The sequence below is a fragment of the Marinomonas gallaica genome (genome assembly GCF_049821165.1).
GTDB lineage: Bacteria > Pseudomonadota > Gammaproteobacteria > Pseudomonadales > Marinomonadaceae > Marinomonas > Marinomonas gallaica.
In genome coordinates this window covers 1,412,904-1,431,733 of the sequence record NZ_CP187511.1, presented here as the reverse complement: position 1 = coordinate 1,431,733, position 18,830 = coordinate 1,412,904, and the positions used below count along the sequence as shown (strand labels likewise).

The following is an 18,830-nucleotide window of genomic DNA, read 5'->3' as shown; positions in this document are numbered from 1 at the left end:
TTAGTGAAAACTAAACGGGCTTTTTAGTCACTCTAAGCCAATCTTAAAAAATTATGCTATAAACGATTACTCGCTTTTAGCGCCCTGCTTTTCAACTGCGGTTAGCATGCCGCGCAGCATGCCCACTTCTTGCTGATCAAGCTGCGATCGTTGATATAAGCGTCGGAATCGTGTCATAACTTGTCGCGGGGCTTTGGGGTCTAAAAACTCGATATCCCCCAGCACTTTTTCTAAATGCGTTAGCATATGGTCTAACTGCTCTGAAGTCGCTGCTGGCACATCCCACTTGCTTTCAACGATCGGTCCACCTTGTAAGCTTAGTGCTTTCATACGAAGTTCATAGGCTATCACCTGAACCGCGGCACCTAAATTAAGAGAGCTAAATTCTTCTACCGAAGGGATATGGACATGGTAGTGACAACGCTGCAGCTCTTCATTCGTCAAGCCGCGGTCTTCTCGACCAAAAACAAACGCTGTTTTTAACGTATCGCCGTAGACCAACTCCGCCGCTTGACGAGGATCCACCAACGTTACCGGAATATGACGTTCACGAGCGCTCGTACCAATGACTAACTGACTGTCCGCTAACGCTTCTTCTAAAGTGGCAACAACCTTGGCGTTATCTAAAATATCAGACGCGCCCGACGCTCGGCTAAACGCTTCATCATGGGGAAACAACTTAGGTTCCACTAAGACTAATTCGCTGAGTCCCATATTTTTCATTGCGCGCGCCGCGCCACCAATATTACCGGGGTGAGAAGTGTTCACGAGAACAATTTTAATGTTTTGCTGCATATCTAAGTTATACCAATGGTCAGTGGAGCAATAAGGCTTTAATGGTATCAGAGAATTCACCACAACCCAGCATTTGAACAGAATTTAACCATTATTTAACTAGATTAGTGCGGGCAATTGGGCTAGAATTCGCGCCCACAGAAACGCTGCACGAACAGTATTTAGCATCGTTCACGCTCTTTAAAACTTTAACCGCAACGAACTGTCCAAAAGACAGTTGCTGCCCTATTGATTCAATCATTGGTATCCCATGCAACCACGAATTAATGTCGCTCTTAAAGCGGCTCGCGCTGCCGCAGACTTCATCATCCACGCGCAAGAAAAGCTATTGTTCGATAAAGAACAAGGCTCAAACGCGACAGAAGTGTACAGCAATGTCTGTACTGGCGCTGAAAAAACCATCATCCATCATTTAGCAAAAGCTTACCCTGAAGACACGATCAGCACACGCCTTCAAGGCACAGTGCAAGAAGGTAAAGAAGGTGAGTGGGTCATTGATGCAATTCAAGGTCAGCACTTGTTCACACGTAGCCTTTCAGGCTTTGCAATGACAGTTAGTTACCTAGTTGCGGGTAAAGTTGAGCATGCACTGCTAATCAATCCTTCTACGCGTGACGAGTTCTACGCGAGTAAAGGCCGTGGTGCTTACCTAAACAATTCTCGTATGCGTACAGGCGTTTCACGTTCCCTTGAAAACACAACGCTTGGCACTCAATTCCCTAGCACAGAAACCACTATTGCTTTTGCTGCTGGCCAATTCAAAGTACTTGAAGAAATGGCTGGCAAAGGCGCGCGTGTTGTTATGCAAGACTGCCCTGCATTAATGCTAGCAAACGTAGCGGCAGGTCGCTTAGACGCCGCTTGGGGACTTGATCTACGTGACTGGGAAGTACAAGCACCACTGTTTATCGCTAAAGAAGCAGGCTGTCTATTCGCAGGTTTTGACGGTTCTCCAAGCTATGAATCTGGTCACGTATTGTGTGCTAACCCACGCCTATTCAAATACCTACTGCCAACACTGAACAAGCAGCTAGGCTCGTAACCACCGCCGTTTGGTCACTAAAAAGCCAGCTCAATGAGCTGGCTTTTTTATAGGTAAAATAAACGCAGTTTATTTCGCTTTATAGATATTTTCGTAGCAGTAATTAGTCGCTTCCACGAAGCCATCGACACTACCACAGTCAAAACGACGACCTTTGAATTTATACGCTAAAACACAGCCTTCTTGAGCTTGGCGTAAAATCGCATCCGTTATTTGCACTTCTCCGTTTGCACCCGGTGGTGTTTCTCGAATCTTATCAAAGATATCCGGTGTTAAAATATAGCGACCAATAATCGCTAAATTCGATGGCGCTTCTTCTTTGCTTGGCTTTTCCACCATGTCTGTCACGCGAAATAAGCCTTCGCTCATCGATTCACCAGCAATCACACCATACTTGTGTACCTCGTCTTCTGGCACTTCTTGAATGGCAACGATTGAGCAACGGAACTGCTTATGCAGCTTAACCATTTGCGCCATCACGCCGTCGTATTCGCCGCCAAAACATAAGTCATCCGCCAACACGACACCAAAAGCCTCGTCACCAACTAACGACTCTCCGGTAAGGATCGCATGACCCAAGCCTTTCATCTCATGCTGACGAATAAAAGAAAAGTTTACTGTGTCGATTAAATGCCTAATCCCCGTTAAGTATTCCTCTTTTGCCGTCCCTGCAATTTGATGCTCAACCTCATAGCTGATGTCAAAATGATCGGCAATCGCACGCTTACCACGGCCTGTGACAAACGTAATGTTTTCCAATCCAGCTTCTACCGCTTCTTCTACGCCATACTGCACAAGTGGCTTATTGACGATCGGTAGCATCTCCTTTGGCATCGATTTAGTTGCTGGTAAGAAGCGTGTGCCATAGCCTGCAACTGGAAACAAACATTTACGAATCATAATTAGTCCTTATATAACAAACAGGTAGGCAGCCGAAATCAAACCACTTGGCTAACCTCATTAAAGTAATACTGTTCGAGTGACACTTTGAACAACCTTTGTTAAACGCTCTAACACAGGATTACCTAACTCATACCAATGCCAAAATAACGGCACTTCTAGTCGTTGGTTAGGAAAAAGAGAAATAAGCTGGCCACTCGAAAGCTCCTCTTTAATTTGTACACTAGGTATCAAAGCACAGACTGTGCCAGACTTCACTAACGCAACAAAACCGTGGGACGAAGGGTACCAATGACTCTTTCTCGTATCCGCTTCAATCCACAAGCATTCCTGCTGATAACGACGCCAAAGCGCGATGTCGTGCTCATCATAAATCAACGATGGCAACTTAGTCACGGCCGTTTCGTCTATTCCGTTAGGGAAGTGCTTGTTCACAAACTCTGGCGTCGCCACTAGTTCATACGTCATATTTCCCAAAGACACTGACCGTCCACCGCTCACAGGGGCGCCGACGTCACAAACACAGGCCATGACGTCTCCACGCTGCAATAGCTCTCGCGTCTTAGATTGATCCTGAGATTTCACCTGCAGAATCGTAGAATCGACATCAGAGAACTGGCTCAATACGTCAACAAACCAAGTGGCTAGCACATCATTATTTACCGCGATAGACAGAGGCTCTTCACTGCCCGATCCATGAAACAACTCTAATAACCCATCCTCAAGTAACAGTACCTTTTGAATGTGTGTTACCAAATGCTCACCAAGACTCGTCAACCGTATAGGTCGCTCACGAATCAACAGTGGCGCACCAAAAGAGTGCTCCAATCGCTTAACCTTTTGCGATACCGCGGATTGAGTCAAGGATAAAGCCTGTGCTGCCGCTTCAAAACTCTGCAATTTAGCGACTTGATAGAAGCAGTATGCTGCTTGATAATCCAACATTAAAATAATTAATCCAGATAAAGTTTAATTAACTCAACTAAACATATTATTCATCATACACTTTAATTCAATTTGATTAACAGTGAAGACATACAATGTTCATTAGCTTTACAACTGGTTTACTTACAGGTGGAAGTTTGATTATTGCGGTAGGGGCCCAAAATGCGTTCCTATTTGAACAAGCTATTAAACGACACTATGGCTGGCTAATGGCTAGCATCTTTATTATTAGCGATGCTCTGTCCATGAGTTTAGGAGCGTTTGGGTTTGGTTATTTGGTACAAAGCCAACCATGGATACTGACAGCTTCAAAATGGGCGGGAGTGGCTTTTCTGCTGTGGTACGCATACACCAAATGGCAAGCAAGCCGGCATGACGAGAGCATTATATTATCGCAATCAAGACAACTAGCGCCGCTGAAAACAGTTTTACTCATGGGGCTTGCTGTAACATGGCTTAATCCACATTTTTATCTAGACACCATGGTACTAATGGGGAGCTTGTCACTCGCATGGCAAAATTCTCAGTGGAATTTTATCGCCGGGGGGATCTGCGCTTCCATCATCTGGTTCTTCGGGCTTACATTGATCGGCCGCAGCATGACTCGCTGGGTAGGCAATATCGAGTTTTGGCGTTGGTTCAACCGTCTCAACGCCCTCATTATGATTGTCATCGCGTTTCAAATTGCGACAATCTAAAGATTTGTTTTCACTACATTAAAGCACTGATTAGTGTGTATCAATGCTACTTAAAGACCACACTCTTTGCCAAACTGTATTAGTTTATCCCCTTAATCTTAACATTCACATAATCGGCAAAGCGTAATAGCTGGATCGGCGGGTAAAGCTGCATTCTACGGGCTACAGACACATTAATAGCCATTGAGTAACCACTCAGGTCAGCAATAGGCAGACTGCCTGGCTGCGCATTATCCAACAGAATTTTATTGGCCTGATTGGCCGCTAACACCCCCACTCTATAGTACTTATTGGAAACGGAAATCAACGCTGAAGAGTTCGTCACCATCGAGTTGTAAGCACTGGCCACGGGCAAACCATAACGTATAGCCGCTTCCGTAAAGGCATCTTGATTCGCTAGGTTGTAAGAGCTGGAACCAACGTACACAACGTCAATATCTTGTGCGGCCAAAGCAGCCATTTTACGATCGAACTGATTCGGAATAGGTTTACCTTGAGCATCTAATTCATAGGTTTCTTCAACTAAAGAAAACCCCATTTCTAAGGATAGTTCACGCAGTTTTTCTGTGTTCAATACTGAGTTAAGCTCGGCAGATGAATACAGTACTCCTACTCTATAAACTGGAAAATACTCTCGCATGGCATTGATCTGCACCTTTTCACTAATGCGGTTGCGGACCCCTGTCACCGTAGGTCGTCCACTTTCTTCTTTAGACGCAATAATATCGGCACCCAATGGGTCAGAAACGAGCATAAACAGCACGGGAATATTCCCCAATTTAGTAGCGCTACCATATTCTTTATAAGTTCCAATCATGGCTTTGCTGACGCTAGTTCCCCACGTAACAACCAAGTCAGGCTCTATTCGTTTAGCTTCTGCAAGAAATTCCGGCAATTTAGACTTATCACGGTTGGCATCACGCACAATGATATTGACCGGCGTCCCCCTGTTTTCCATATAGTCTTTAAAGCCCAGACATGCTTCCTCACATCCTCGCCACACAGCCATATAAACCGTTTTCTGATCCTCAGCAGACGCATTACCAACCATCGCAAAAATAAAACTAATGCTCACACTTACAATATAGAAAACCTGTCTCACGTTTGGATACCTTCTGCACTTTCACAACAACTTTTCGGACTCGCTTAGTAAGCGCAATAAAATCAGCCAAACGGTGGTCACTAACCTTAAAAGCCCCTCAAAAAATGCCTTCATTTCTTAAGTTTCGAACAAAAATCTAACTCACCTCTTACTAAAAGAATTATATTAAACCAAACACATTAAAACCATTTTATTTACACTAAAGACAACAATGAGCACAAAAATGACACTCCTGTTTATCTAAAACTGTCTGCTAAGAAATCCCCAACTAACGGCTAAACATGATTCGGATTCTAGGCTCGGACTTTAATAGTGTAGACGTCCTAGAACTCAAGCCACCATTCCAGTACGACAAACGATTATTACTTGTATAATGAGCAGTGCAAGTTAGCTCAGCTTAAGATTTAAAAGGCAACATTGAGTGTTTAAGGACAAGCAAAATGATTCCAAATTACCAACAAATCATGCAACCACTATTGCAACAGCTTGCCTCGCAGCAAGGCCAAGACGTTCGCGTTCGAGACCTCGTCACAGCGATTGCCGATCACTTTCAGCTCTCTGATGAAGAACGCAATGCGCTTTTACCAAGTGGTAAGCAGCGAATCATAGATAACCGTGTCGGCTGGGCTCGCACTTATTTGCTCAAGGCAGGTCTAGTAGACAGCCCTAAACGTGCCCATCTCATGATTACAGAGCGCGGCCTTGAAGCCCTCGCAGCCAACTTCGAGATCAACAATGACTACTTGAAGCAGTTCGACGAATTCCAAGCATTCAAGAACAAGAGTAATGAGATTGAGAGCACGGATAGCAGAGATTGCATTTCTACAATCCAACAGAGCGACGAAGACATCACACCCGATGAAGCGTTACTCAAGGCTTACCACCGTATTAACCAAGCCCTTGAAGAAGAGCTGTTAACACGAACCAGAAACGTCTCGCCGGCGTTTTTTGAGCAACTGCTAATCGACCTTCTACTTGCAATGGGCTACGGCGGCACAGGCGAAAGCACCGCCCATGCCCTCGGTCAGACCGGTGATAACGGTGTCGATGGCGTGATCAACCAAGACCCGCTAGGCGTCGATCAGATCTACATCCAGGCCAAACGCTATGCCGCAGGCAACAACGTCGGCTCGGGTGACATACGAGACTTCTTTGGTGCGCTAAACTTAAAGAGAGCCCAGAAAGGCTTATTCATCACTACATCGGACTTCACGGCCTCCGCGATCAAAACTGCCAATGACCTTGGATCGCGCATCGTGTTAATCAACGGACAACAACTTGCGAAGCTTATGCTGCGCTACAATATCGGCAGCAGAAACGAACAAGTGCTTCATCTTAAAAAGATTGATGAAGAATTTTTTGATGGGTAAAAAATGTTTAAAACTATTATTGAGCAACTAAAACTGTGTTCTGACTTCTCGTTCAAAGTAGTCGACTTGCAGCATGCGCTCAGTGATCTCCTCGAAAATAGCCTCTTTATCCAGACTTAACACTGGCTTTTTGAAAACGGACATTGAGCCGCTTTTCTCTGGCCATTTATCTAACACACCAGATGTTTCTATCGCTTTTCTTGCTTCACTATGTTGCTCTTCAGAGACGAGATGATCGATATATGTCTGTGTAACATAGTTATTCGCACCACCAAAGAATATGACAACTTCTGTTTCTCCAACCCAATCTGCTACTTTAAAACGCAAAACAGGGGAAAGGCCCCAATGATGGAGGTTCGCACGTATCTCTCGCTCAGGGAGTGCTTCTTGCAAAACTGCCGCGCACTCACTAAAGAGTTCTTTGATAACGGTATCTTTCAGCTTTTGAGCACTCTCAATTTCTTCTAAATGGCTAAGAACATATCTATAAGTCTCTGCTGGCACTCTTGTTCCTTCTGTCATTAATTGCTCCATATGCACGATAAATTCACGTAATAAAACCACCCACTTATTCATAGGTTGTGAGATAAAATGAGCTGCCAAACCGCTTTTTAATGTACCAATCAAAGAAGTATAACTAACGCCATACCAACCGTGAGGTGCTTGCCCTGAAGGAGATAAGACAACATGTACACGCTTTTTCTCGGCAAACTTCTGTTCAGCAAACTTCTCATAATCATCAAAAGGGTTTATTTGCTCGTGAAAAATTTTATTCTCTAACACTAGAACCCAATCATCAGACTCCAGAAGCAAGTCTATGCGGTTACGGCCATCAGTTAGCACTTCTCTTTTTGGAGCATTAATTAGGCTAGCACTTAACTGATCAGAAAGACCGTCGCCTATTGAAATGAGTAGCGCTTCAAGGGCAAGTTCACCTAGGTTATGTTCTGCATTATTGTCGAGAAAGAAAGCTAAAACATCTGTTGCTGGATTCTCAAAATGACCACGAGCACCGATGCTAAAAATAGTCGCTTCGCGCTCAGGTATGCCCGAAAGCTCTGAGATTTCGGTAAGCAAACACTTTAATTCGTTTAGTTCCATTAACGATATTTCCTAATTGAAGAGTTAACACACAAGTGCATCACCCGATGTAATTGCGAATCTACAAATCGAATAGCGAATCTTTTATGTGAGACCTGCGGCATCTCTACGAGGCGATGCTAGCAGATATGACGTAAACATAAGTGTTTAGCGGTTAAATTGCACGGCTGGCAATACCAACCTAGGAAGACGTAGGCGTTCACACTGTGAGCTTAGGAATTCACGCCAGTAAGGCCAAACATGGAAACTTGCGTTTTTTAACGAGAACTCATCAACCGCTTCGGTTTCCAACAACTCAGCCATGGCATATTCTGCAATAAAATCCGCTTCTACAAAGGCTTTTATTTCAGGATCCTGACCCTCTACAGGCAGCACCCATCGTGTCCCCATGCGCACATAGACTTTTAAAATTAGCTCGTCTTCATTCGATTGAATGACTTCACTTCTACGCACAGCATGCATTTGCTGCACAAGTAATTCCGTATGCTCTGTACGCTTGGGGTCAAAACCTTCACTGCATTCTGCCTGAGACGATTTTAGATAGACATCTTGAATAGATAAGTTATCAATCGCCTTTTGCAATGTCTTGCTAATCTTAGCCATACGCTTGCATCTCCTCGATAGGATACTCACGGACAACAGTAGCTTTTTTACTTTCCACAACTTTTAACGTAAATCGAGCCCTTGATATTTCTTCCCAGCTATCAGACTGCACACCTGCTTCATACATTAGCTTCTCTAGCATCATTGGAAACGCTTCCGCCATACGCAGCAGCTTATCCATTGAATCCGATTGCATCACGTCATCGCTTTCATACTTCGAAAAAGCGACCGGACCACCACCGAAAACTTTTGCGGCTTGCTCTTGGTTTAAACCCCATGCTTTGCGTAAAACACGGACTTGTTCACCCGTTAGTAAGCCTTGCACCTCTTTCTTAAACGCGATCATAGCACGCTTATTTAAACGCGCTTCGGTCGTACCGGCTTGCTCACTGCCACACACATCACATTCCGCATAATGGCTTTTAATCTTGCCTGTGTGACCAAGGTGCTCAACATCAATCCATTCAGTCTTAGCTTGCAACTGCCCCATTTCACAAATTGGACATACCTTGCTTTTCATATCTCACCCCTACTGCGATAGATGACAGGAAACCAGTAACAACAGTTTGCCTGCTTTGTTTATCGCGAATTTCACATAATACTCATAGTGCATGTCTTTATACGCATGGTCATTCCACTCTGCACGAACTAAGCAGTAGCTATCGCATGCCGCCCATGGGCCTGTTGAATTTTGCACACACCACTCAGAGTTAACATAACGACCATTGAGTAAAGCTTGTTTCAACAAAGCCCGCACATCCTCGATGTCAAACTCTAACCGCTGAACATCTTGAATACACTTTTTCGTCCAAAGCTTTGTATGCTCATCACCCTTATCGAGTAAGGCCAGTACGGTGGAGTTATCATAAAGTGGCCCGCTGTCGATATGGACTCGACCTTCTTCCCTAGAAGTAGGTGGCGCTCCATGGTATGCACTAATATTGATTGCATTATTTACCATAATGGTAAGTTTATCCATGAAGAATATGTAAATTTACATGCAAGCATTTTGTACCTCCTTGTACATAGGCTGTCTTATAAAATCTACACCGCCTGCGCCACTAGGGCGTCGGTTAGGTTTAGCTGGGTAGTTTTGCTATCGGCGAGTTTGGCTTTTAGCTGGTCGCAGAGGCTCATTAGCTGATCGACTATAGTAATTACCCTCTTTTGCTCTTCCTTTGGCGGTAAAGGAACCACCAAACTTCTTATCTGCTCACGAGAGACATTTTTCATTGAACTACTCGTACCACCGGCAACACGCTGATAGTAGGCACGAGAAAAATAGCTGTTGTTTACCAAATTGAGAAAGTGACCGACAACTTCACTATGAAATTTGAATCTGATAATTTTGTCACTCATCATTAATTTCTCAGGAACATTTTCAGGCACAACAACCGCTTTAGCGACTAAATCCGCTGTATTAGCCCTAGAGATAAGAAAATCACCGCTTTTAACTTCATGCTCATCTCTAGCTTCTAAATGATCTGGTAAAGCTTTGTTTTCAAGTGGATTGAATACATCCCAAGTAACAGCGCTTACTTTGAGAACTCCCCAATTTTCGCCCTCCCGAGGAGTGGCTAAACATTGCGGGCTCCAACCAGCGCCAGAGGTAAGAGAAGTACAATCAAACCTACACCATTCCCATCCCTTGGGCAGCTGGAATGGTTTTTCATCATCGCTGATCGGTGGCAGTGGTTTCTGCTTTTTGATTTTCTTTTGCTTAACCAGTTCTTCTTTTTCAGCGACGATGCGTTTGAGTAGTTCGGACGCAGGTTCGTCGTTGGGGTCTTGGGGCACCAGTTTGCCCATCACGGCGAGTTGCAGGATGGTTTGTTTGAGCTGGTCGATGCTTTGCTCGGTGGTAAACAGCAGATCAAAGTGGGCGCTGAGACGTTGCCAGTTTTGCTCTGGTTCTTCAGCGTCAGCGCTTTGTAGCAGGGTATCCAGTAGGATTTGCACCAAGGTTTGGTGGGCATCAAGACTAGATTCGGTTTGCTGTTCTAACTGATCGCACAGTGCCATTAGCTCATCGACTTTAGCGACGATACGGTGTTGCTCTTCTATAGAAGCCACTGGCACCAGTAGCGACTTTAATGCTGTAGCATTTACATTAGGTTGTCCTGTGCCCGCAGAGTTCGCATAGAGCTGCTTCCAATACAACTTACTACCTAGATAAACTTTTATGAATGACGCATACATCGATTCGATTTTACGAACACGAATTAAATATGATGCGAAAACAGCATTTACATTAATATTTTCAACGAGGTAAGACTTGCCAATGGTTCCACCTGTACGAGCTAGCAAAATATCATTATTTTCAAGCAGATAACCTTCTGCTTTCTCAAGGGTTATTTCACAAGCAGGAACAGTGGACCAGTTTACTTTGTCATCTTGAATATCAGTTATTCTAAGGAGTCTGATACCATCGGAATTAGGTAACGCGGACGCTGTATAACCATAATGAATCTCGCTAGATAGGTCGCCTAATCTAGTCCACTCCCACCCTTTGGGCAATTCAAAGGGCTTTTCCTCTTGGCTGATCTCTGGCAGTTTTTTGGGCTTTTTGATTTTGCCTTGTTTGACCAGTTCCACTTTCTCAGCGGCAATACGCTCTAGCAATACTGATGCAGGCTCATCATTTGGGTCTTGGGCGACCAACTTGCCGCGTACCGCCAATTCTAAAATCAACTCACGCAGTTTTTTAATGCCGTAAAGCTCACGCTTACTGCTACCGCCACGACCGGCGCTGGATTTGTCTTTGACTGCGCCTGTCCAAAGATCAATATGTTCGGTGATAAGCTGTTGCAGCTTGTGTTGCTCTGCCATTAGCCACGCTCCTCTTCCGAGTCGTTCTGCTGGCTGTTTGCCGTGCTCATTAGGGCATCGCCTAGGATATTTTTCAGCTGTAGGCGCAGTTCGCTGATTTCGGTTTGTTGCTGTTGGTAGGTGGCCAGTAGCTCTTCTGGATCGTGCACTTCGACCGCTTCTTGGTACGGGTTTTTAATATCCAAGTTGAAGTTACGGGCAATGATGTCCTCAATGGAGACTTTCCACGCTTGGTTGGTTTCAACGCGGCTGGTAAAACCATCGGCTTCGTCGCCCCACCAGTCGATTTCCGTTTGAAACTCTTCAAACTTCATCGGTTTGGATTTGTTGTAGTTCTTCACACCTTCTGGGTACGGATGCTCGTAGAACCACACCTCTTTGGTTGGCTGGCCTTTGGTAAAGAACAGAATATTGGTCTTGATGCCGGTGTACGGGTTAAACACGCCATTGGGCAAACGCACGATGGTGTGCAGGTTACACTCTTCGGTCAGTAGCTTTTTGATCTTGGTTTTCACACCTTCGCCAAACAGTGTGCCGTCTGGCAGTACCACGCCCGCACGTCCTTTGTCTCGCAAAACTTCGATAATCAGCTGTAAGAACAAATCTGCCGTTTCACGGGTTTGCATTTCTGCTGGGAAGTTCTTTTCAATACCGTCTTCTTCTGTGCCACCAAACGGTGGGTTGGTGGCGATCACGTCAATATTGCTGTCCCAGCTTGATAGGGGTTTGTTCAGAGTATTGCCGTGGCGAATTTGTACTGGCACCTCGATACCGTGCAGCATCATATTGGTGATACAGAGCAAATGCGGCAGCTGTTTCTTCTCTACCCCATGGATTTGCTGTTGCAGGGTTTGATGGTCTTCGGTGGTTTTGACGTAGTTCTCTTTCACATGGTCAAAACTACAGGCAAGGAAGCCACCCGTACCCGCAGCGGGGTCCATAATATTATCGCCCAACTTAGGATCAAGACGGTTCACAATAAACTTTGTGACAGCGCGTGGCGTGTAGAACTCACCGGCATTACCGGCGCTTTGTAGATCACGTAAGATTTGTTCGTATATATCGCCAAATAGATGACGCTCATTGGAGTCAGTGAAGTCGATCTCATTGAGCTTGTTGATCACCTGACGCAACAAGGTGCCGTTTTTCATGTAGTTGTAGGCATCGCTAAAGGCTTCTTTCACCACAAAGCCGCGCGGGTTTAAATCTCGCGGAGCATTCAGCGCCTTCATATCAGGAAAGAGATCATCATTAACGAACTCTAAAAGCTCTTCACCGGTAATGCCCTCAGGATCGGCTGCCCAGTTACGCCACAGATAATTCTCTGGAATCGGGGCTTTGTAGTCGTCTAATTCAAATTCTAGCTCTTCTTCTTGGGCGTCAAAGACTTTCAAGAATAGCAGCCAAGACATTTGACCAAGGCGCTGGGCATCGCCGTCTACACCGGCGTCTTTGCGCATAATGTCTTGGATGGATTTGATTACGGTACTGATGGACATAAGATTCTCTATTAACTGAATTCTGAAGTGACGTAGATGTCATGTCGCCTCAACAAGCACATTAGACGTCGCTGAGGCGTTGTTGATTAGGCAATGTGCGGTTGGTATAACTCGTCTTCCAAGGCTTTTACTGCGTCGTAGTATTGTTCTTTATCATCATTAAAGCCTTTCTTGATGATCTCTCTCATACGACCTATTTGGTCAAATGGTGCGACTTTCAACACTTGAATGTTTTCGATTTCTGAGACGCCTTCGTCGGCGTATTTATCCAGTAGGCGACTGAGCACTTCTTGGGCCACTCCGTCGTACTTGGTGAAGTAATTACGCTTTTTGACGTTGTTGGCGCGCTCTTTACGCGTTAGCGGCGGCTGATCATAAACGATATGGCAAATCATATCGAACGGATCGAGCTCTTTACCGACTTCTTGCTCTAGCAGACTCCAAATAACACCCTGCTCTTCTAACTCATCGATAATGGCTTGCTTTTTATCAGCATCTTGCCATTTCTTAACAAATTCATCGAGACTGGCAAACTGTTTCGACACGGTTTTACGGGTGTAGTCTTTGAACGATTCGGTGACCAATTTGCCATCTGAGCCATAGTACTGAACACGCTTTGCGAAAATCTCAACGCTGACGCCTTGGACATGAAATTTTTGTATCTTATCTGGGTCATGGTTGTCTTCGTTGTTAAGATTAAAATCGCTGGTATGCCATGCCTCTGCGCCGTCATGTTGATAGCCTGAGTCCGGCTCTTGGATAGTATCGGGATCGATCATATCAGCGTCGGTAAACCCTGACGCCTCATCACCCTCAATGACGTTATCAAGGCTGGTGTCGTCTTCAAAGTCCAGCGCCGAGACGACTTTTACTTGTTCAGGGTCACCATCAAATCGCGGATCAGCAAACAGTTCAGTGGCTTTTTTGAAGTCCAAAATAGTAAACCACAGCTTGCCGAATTTATCGTCGATGCGTGTACCACGACCAATGATCTGCTTAAACTTGGTCATCGACTGAATGGTCTGATCTAGGACGATCAACTTACAGGTTTTGGCGTCTACACCCGTAGTCATCAACTCTGATGTAGTGGCGATCACTGGATATGGCTTTTTAGGATTGGTGAAATTGCCCAGTTGATCTTTACCTTCTTTTTCATCGCCGGTGATACGCATGATGTATTTATCGTTTTTTGCCATTTGCTCAGGGTTGAGCTTCACCAATGCGTCACGCATACGACGAGCATGATCAATGTCATTACAAAAGACGATGGTCTTTGCCATCGGGTCAGTGCGTTTTAGGTAGTTGGTGATGGTTTTCGCCACCAGTTCGGTACGCTCATCAATCACCAATGTTCGATCAAAGTCTTTCTGGTTATAAATGCGGTCTTCGATGAGGTTGCCGTGCTTATCAACTTGATTCTTCTCTGGTCGCCAACCTTGAACATCTTTATCAATATCAACACGAATCACCTTGTAAGGCGCAAGAAAACCGTCTTCGATGCCTTGTTTCAATGAGTAGGTGTAAATCGGCTCGCCAAAGTACTCAATGTTGGAAACCTCTTCGGTTTCTTTTGGCGTGGCGGTAAGACCAATCTGAGTCGCCCCGGAGAAGTGATCGAGAATTTCTCGCCAAGCGCTATTTTCATCAGCACTACCACGATGACACTCGTCGATCACGATCAAATCAAAAAAGTCTTCCGAGACATTTTTGTAGGCTTTCTGAATCTCTTCTTTGCCAGTGATTCCTTGGTATAAACCGAGATAGATCTGATAAGCAGGGTCGATTTTATGCCCTTTGATGATCGTCATATTGGTGTCAAATGGCTGAAAGTCGCCAATATGGGTCTGTTCAATAAGAGCCGTGCGATCTGCTAAAAACAAAATACGTTTCTTGGCTTTGGCTTTCCATAAACGCCAAATAATTTGAAAAGCGGTATAGGTTTTTCCGGTGCCCGTCGCCATGACTAATAATAGTCGGTTTTGTCCTTTGGAAACGGCCTCGATGGTTTGGTTAATGGCCTGCATCTGGTAATAACGCGGCGCTTTACCTTCGCCATCATTATGATAACTCTGGGTCACCAATGGCAGCTGGTGTGCTTGGTACCCTTTCCAACCAACGTATTTTTGCCAAAGCTGCTCACAGCTAGGGAAATCCTCTAGCTCTATTTGTGTTTCGATTTGATGAGGGTTGGTTTTGTCATGGAACAGAAAGCCATCACCATTGGTAGAAAATACAAACGGCACACTTAACATTTCTGCATAGCTTAGCGCTTGTTGGATGCCATGGCCTATTGGGTATTTATTGGCCTTGGCTTCAATCACCGCCAATGGCATACCGTCCTTATAGAACAGTACAATATCCGCTCGCCTCGCCTTCAGTCGCGCCGCCATTTGACCACGTACTACAACTTTACCATCCGTGATGGGGAGTTCTTGGCGAATCTGGGTCATGTCATCCCAACCAACGCTTTTTACAGCGGGCAACACAAGCTTGGTAATAATGTCAGTTTCGGTGAGATTGGCTTTGTTGATTCCGTGAGACATAGAGGCATCCATAACGATCAATATTGATCCGATAATAACGCACTTCTTGAGCCTTTCCGATACGAAATACTATGCGACCTTGGATTCCAAGAAAAAGCCCTTAGCACATGTGTGCTAAGGGCTTCAGTTTGTTTCAACTTGTGTGATGCTTAATAACGTTGGGGCTCGTTAAGAATAAGTGGATCCATCAAGACAAAGAAATACCCCTTCCCCTACAGAATTCAGTCGAATAAAGCGTCACGTTTGCTTTATTCGACTAGATACTCTTTGTCCTGATTTCACCAAAACCGTTTTGATTTCACGAATACACAACTAAGACGCTCGGCTGAAGTGTTTACCAAGCAGTGCATGATAGAACTGATGATCACCCAACACTCCGACACACTGACCATTATCTTGCAAAACGATCGGTTGCTTGGTTTGGTAGCGAATTTCAACGGCATCGCGCATGGAAATATCGACAGGTGCAACAACGATTGTATTTTCAGGCATATTCTCGATGTCCATGCTGTCATCCCATTTACTCAGCGCAATGTTCTGACCATGAGACAAGGCTTCTTTTAGGACGCCTGCTTGAATATTAAGGGATAGATGCTCACTCACTCGATACAAATCATCTAACTGCGCCACTTGATCCAGCGGCGTCATCAATGCTGTACCACGCAAGACATTAAGTGGGTTCGTGTGTGCTACAAACTTTTCTACGTATTCCGTAGCGGGGTTCAAAACAATCTGTTCTGGCACATCTTCTTGAATGATTCGAGCTGATTCCATGATGGCAATTTTAGAACCGATTTTTAATGCTTCATCCAGATCATGACTCACGAAGATGATGGTTTTCTTTAAGCGCTTTTGTAGCTCAATCAATTCATCTTGCAATTGCGAGCGAATCAATGGATCCAGTGCCGAGAATGGCTCATCCATTAGCAGGATGTCAGAATCCATAACGAACGCTCGGGCCAAGCCGACTCGCTGACGCATACCACCGGACAGTTCATCTGGCTTCTTATCGCGCCAGTCGTACAGACCTACCATCTTCAGCTGTTTGTTAGCACGCTCTTCACGCTCTTTCTTGCCCATGCCCTGCATTTCTAAGCCAAATGCCACGTTTTCAAGCACGGTCATCCAAGGCATTAAAGCGAAGCTTTGGAATACCATTGAAACTCGATTGGTACGCATATGACGCAGTGTGTTTTCATCACATTTAGCCATATCAACCATACGCTCACCGTCTTTCACCAAGCAGCGACCACGCGCCACTTTATTCAAGCCGTTTACAGCACGCAGCAGTGTCGATTTGCCCGACCCAGACAGCCCCATCAGGACACAAATTTCGCCTTCTTCTACTGAAATCGTCGCATCTTGAACCCCGACGACATCGCCCGTTCGCGCTAAAATTTCAGAGCGGCTCATTCCTTTATCAAGCAGTCGTAATGATTCAAGTTTCTGGTTACCAAAAACGATGTCTAAATTTTCAATTTGAACCATTGGCATAACTTAGCCCTCCGCTTTTGAAGATGGTGTTTTACAGATACGATCAAGCATGATGGCAACCAATACAATGGCCACACCCGCTTCAAAGCCTTGCGAAATGTTTACCGTATTCAATGCACGTATAACCGGTTTACCAAGACCGTCAGCGCCTACTAATGCTGCGATGACCACCATAGACAAAGACAGCATAATACATTGAGTGACCCCGGCCATGATGCTTGGCATCGCCGCTGGTAATTCAACTTTGTACAACAGTTTTGCTTTCGTACAACCAAAAGCTAGACCGGCTTCGCGTAGCTCGTTAGGTACTTTGCTGATACCAAGATAGGTCAGACGAATTGGCGCAGCGATGGCAAATATAATGGTTGAAATCAGACCCGGCACATAACCTAGTCCAAATAGAATCAAGGTTGGAATCAGGTAAACAAACGTCGGGATCGTCTGCATCAAGTCCAAAACCGGACGCAATACGGTGTACAACATTGGACGGTGTGCGGCAGCAATACCAATCGGTACACCGACCAAGACACTAATAGTCGTGGCTGTGATTACCAACACTAGCGTTTGTAAGGTTTCTTGCCAGTAGCCTAGATTCATAATCAACATGAACGATGCGGCAACGAATATCATGATGCCAAGACTACGATGTAACCACCAAACTAGGGCTAACACACAGGCCACGACGGCGAATGGATTCATCCATTCTAGGCCATCCACCATGCTAAAAATCAGGGTTTCTAAAGTAATGGAAATAAAATCGAAAAAGAACGAAGCAACATCAATCAACCAATTTACAAAGGTCTCCATGGTATCGCCGAGTGGAATTTTGTGCTCTGTTAGCCAATTCATATGAGGGTCTCCAAACAACTTACATCTTGCAGTAAGCGCCGCTTAATACGGCGCTTACTTGATCATTTAAAACGAAGGTTGCTTCGTTATAGACCCAGAGAGCTTTTTACAGCTGCGACGCCATTGTCACCAGACGTTGTTTGCACACCGTCTAACCAGGTATCCAAGACCGCTGGATTGGCTTTTAGCCATTTCTGAGCAGCGATTTCTGGCTTATCACCATCATCGAGAATCGCACCCATCACCTCATTCTCCATTTGTAGGGAGAAATTTAGATTGGTTAGTAGCTTACCTACATTTGGACATTCTTGAAGGTAGCCTTTACGGACGTTGGTATGTACGTTAGCGCCACCATAGTTAGGACCGAAGAAGTCATCACCACCTTCTAGATACGCCATGTCGAAGTTAGCGTTCATTGGATGTGGTTCCCAACCTAGGAAGACAATCCATTTATCACGACGAGCATTACGACTCACCTGAGACAGCATGCCAGCCTCGCTTGACTCGACAAGCTGGAAGTCGCCCATGCCGAAAGCATTTTGGTCAATCATATCTTGGATTAGGCGGTTACCATCATTGCCTGGCTCAATACCGTAAATACGGCCGCTGAACTCACGTGCGTGTTTCGCGATATCAGCAAAGCTTTTAACGCCACCATCATAAGCGGCTTGGCTCACTGCTAGCGTGTATTTCGCACCGGTTAAGTTTGGCCCTAAATCTTCAACCGTACCCGCTTTGAGGTACGGTGCGATATCCGCTTCCATCGTTGGCATCCAGTTGCCTAGGAAGATGTCGATATCGTCATTGGCAAGAGATGTGTACGTAACCGGAACAGATAGAAGCTGTGTTTTAGTTGAGTAACCTAAACCTTCTAATACCGTCGACGTGATCGCAGTCGTGGCGGTGATATCTGTCCAACCTACATCAGAGAAACGAACGGTAGAACAATCTGCAGCAGCAAATGTGGATGCACCCGCGATGCATACAGCAAGTGTAGTGTGTTTCAAATTCAACATAATCTATCTCCTATGGATACATTGTTAGAGTGCAACAAAGGCCT

Annotated in this window: 17 protein-coding genes; 3 read left to right on the top strand and 14 right to left on the bottom strand. The window is 45.1% G+C overall.

Features of this window, described 5'->3' with window-relative positions; genetic code table 11:
- Nucleotides 1-66 precede the first annotated feature (66 nt).
- On the bottom strand, nt 67-795 hold the full coding sequence (locus tag ACPUEK_RS06645; protein WP_067030950.1) for an RNA methyltransferase: 729 nt from the start codon (nt 793-795) through the stop codon (nt 67-69).
- Between the two features lie 250 nt (nt 796-1,045).
- Here ACPUEK_RS06645 and ACPUEK_RS06640 point away from each other — a divergent pair, with 250 nt between their 5' ends.
- Nucleotides 1,046-1,837, top strand: a complete 792-nt coding sequence (locus ACPUEK_RS06640) for an inositol monophosphatase family protein (protein ID WP_067030952.1) — start codon at nt 1,046-1,048, stop codon at nt 1,835-1,837.
- 69 nt (nt 1,838-1,906) lie between these two features.
- Here the strand turns inward: ACPUEK_RS06640 and galU are convergent, their stop codons facing one another.
- On the bottom strand, nt 1,907-2,737 hold the full coding sequence (gene galU, locus ACPUEK_RS06635) for a UTP--glucose-1-phosphate uridylyltransferase GalU (RefSeq protein ID WP_067217326.1): 831 nt from the start codon (nt 2,735-2,737) through the stop codon (nt 1,907-1,909).
- Nucleotides 2,738-2,797: 60 nt separating this feature from the next.
- On the bottom strand, nt 2,798-3,682 hold the full coding sequence (locus ACPUEK_RS06630) for an ArgP/LysG family DNA-binding transcriptional regulator (protein ID WP_417504486.1): 885 nt from the start codon (nt 3,680-3,682) through the stop codon (nt 2,798-2,800).
- A gap of 95 nt (nt 3,683-3,777) precedes the next feature.
- On the opposite strand from ACPUEK_RS06630, the gene ACPUEK_RS06625 reads away from it, so the two are divergent.
- The gene (locus tag ACPUEK_RS06625) at nt 3,778-4,380 is read left to right on the top strand and encodes a LysE/ArgO family amino acid transporter (RefSeq protein ID WP_425642736.1); all 603 of its coding nucleotides are present in this window, start codon (nt 3,778-3,780) and stop codon (nt 4,378-4,380) included.
- 79 nt (nt 4,381-4,459) lie between these two features.
- On the opposite strand, the gene ACPUEK_RS06620 is transcribed toward ACPUEK_RS06625, so the two are convergent.
- Entirely contained in the window at nt 4,460-5,482 is a 1,023-nt protein-coding gene (locus tag ACPUEK_RS06620; RefSeq protein ID WP_425642735.1) for an ABC transporter substrate-binding protein, read from the bottom strand.
- 440 nt (nt 5,483-5,922) lie between these two features.
- On the opposite strand from ACPUEK_RS06620, the gene ACPUEK_RS06615 reads away from it, so the two are divergent.
- Nucleotides 5,923-6,852, top strand: coding sequence for a restriction endonuclease (locus ACPUEK_RS06615; RefSeq protein WP_425642734.1), 930 nt, complete (start codon nt 5,923-5,925; stop codon nt 6,850-6,852).
- Between the two features lie 27 nt (nt 6,853-6,879).
- On the opposite strand, the gene ACPUEK_RS06610 is transcribed toward ACPUEK_RS06615, so the two are convergent.
- The 10 genes from ACPUEK_RS06610 to ACPUEK_RS06565 all read right to left on the bottom strand — a co-directional run bounded on the left by ACPUEK_RS06610 (nt 6,880) and on the right by ACPUEK_RS06565 (nt 18,786).
- Nucleotides 6,880-7,953, bottom strand: a complete 1,074-nt coding sequence (locus ACPUEK_RS06610) for a PD-(D/E)XK nuclease family protein (RefSeq protein WP_425642733.1) — start codon at nt 7,951-7,953, stop codon at nt 6,880-6,882.
- Between the two features lie 147 nt (nt 7,954-8,100).
- Complete coding sequence (locus ACPUEK_RS06605) at nt 8,101-8,556, bottom strand: hypothetical protein (RefSeq protein ID WP_425642732.1); 456 nt, start codon at nt 8,554-8,556, stop codon at nt 8,101-8,103.
- Nucleotides 8,549-9,076, bottom strand: coding sequence for a type II toxin-antitoxin system MqsA family antitoxin (locus ACPUEK_RS06600; RefSeq protein WP_425642731.1), 528 nt, complete (start codon nt 9,074-9,076; stop codon nt 8,549-8,551). Before ACPUEK_RS06600 ends, ACPUEK_RS06605 begins: the two co-directional genes overlap by 8 nt.
- Before the next feature lie 9 nt (nt 9,077-9,085).
- Nucleotides 9,086-9,517 (bottom strand): hypothetical protein, encoded by a 432-nt coding sequence (locus ACPUEK_RS06595; protein ID WP_425642730.1) that lies wholly within the window; start codon nt 9,515-9,517, stop codon nt 9,086-9,088.
- Nucleotides 9,518-9,600: 83 nt separating this feature from the next.
- Nucleotides 9,601-11,385 carry a restriction endonuclease subunit S gene (locus ACPUEK_RS06590; protein WP_425642729.1) on the bottom strand — a complete coding sequence of 595 codons (1,785 nt, stop codon included), beginning with the start codon at nt 11,383-11,385 and terminating at the stop codon, nt 9,601-9,603.
- A complete protein-coding gene (locus ACPUEK_RS06585; protein ID WP_425642728.1) occupies nt 11,385-12,884 on the bottom strand; it encodes an N-6 DNA methylase in 1,500 nt (499 codons plus the stop codon). The genes ACPUEK_RS06590 and ACPUEK_RS06585 overlap by 1 nt, the downstream gene beginning before the upstream one ends.
- 86 nt (nt 12,885-12,970) lie before the next feature.
- Nucleotides 12,971-15,427, bottom strand: a complete 2,457-nt coding sequence (hsdR, locus tag ACPUEK_RS06580; RefSeq protein ID WP_425642727.1) for an EcoAI/FtnUII family type I restriction enzme subunit R — start codon at nt 15,425-15,427, stop codon at nt 12,971-12,973.
- Between the two features lie 312 nt (nt 15,428-15,739).
- A complete protein-coding gene (gene choV, locus ACPUEK_RS06575; protein WP_067030964.1) occupies nt 15,740-16,921 on the bottom strand; it encodes a choline ABC transporter ATP-binding protein in 1,182 nt (393 codons plus the stop codon).
- Between the two features lie 3 nt (nt 16,922-16,924).
- Entirely contained in the window at nt 16,925-17,770 is an 846-nt protein-coding gene (gene choW / locus ACPUEK_RS06570) for a choline ABC transporter permease subunit (protein WP_425642726.1), read from the bottom strand.
- Between the two features lie 86 nt (nt 17,771-17,856).
- Nucleotides 17,857-18,786, bottom strand: coding sequence for a choline ABC transporter substrate-binding protein (locus ACPUEK_RS06565; protein WP_067217317.1), 930 nt, complete (start codon nt 18,784-18,786; stop codon nt 17,857-17,859).
- Between the last annotated feature and the right edge of the window lie 44 nt (nt 18,787-18,830).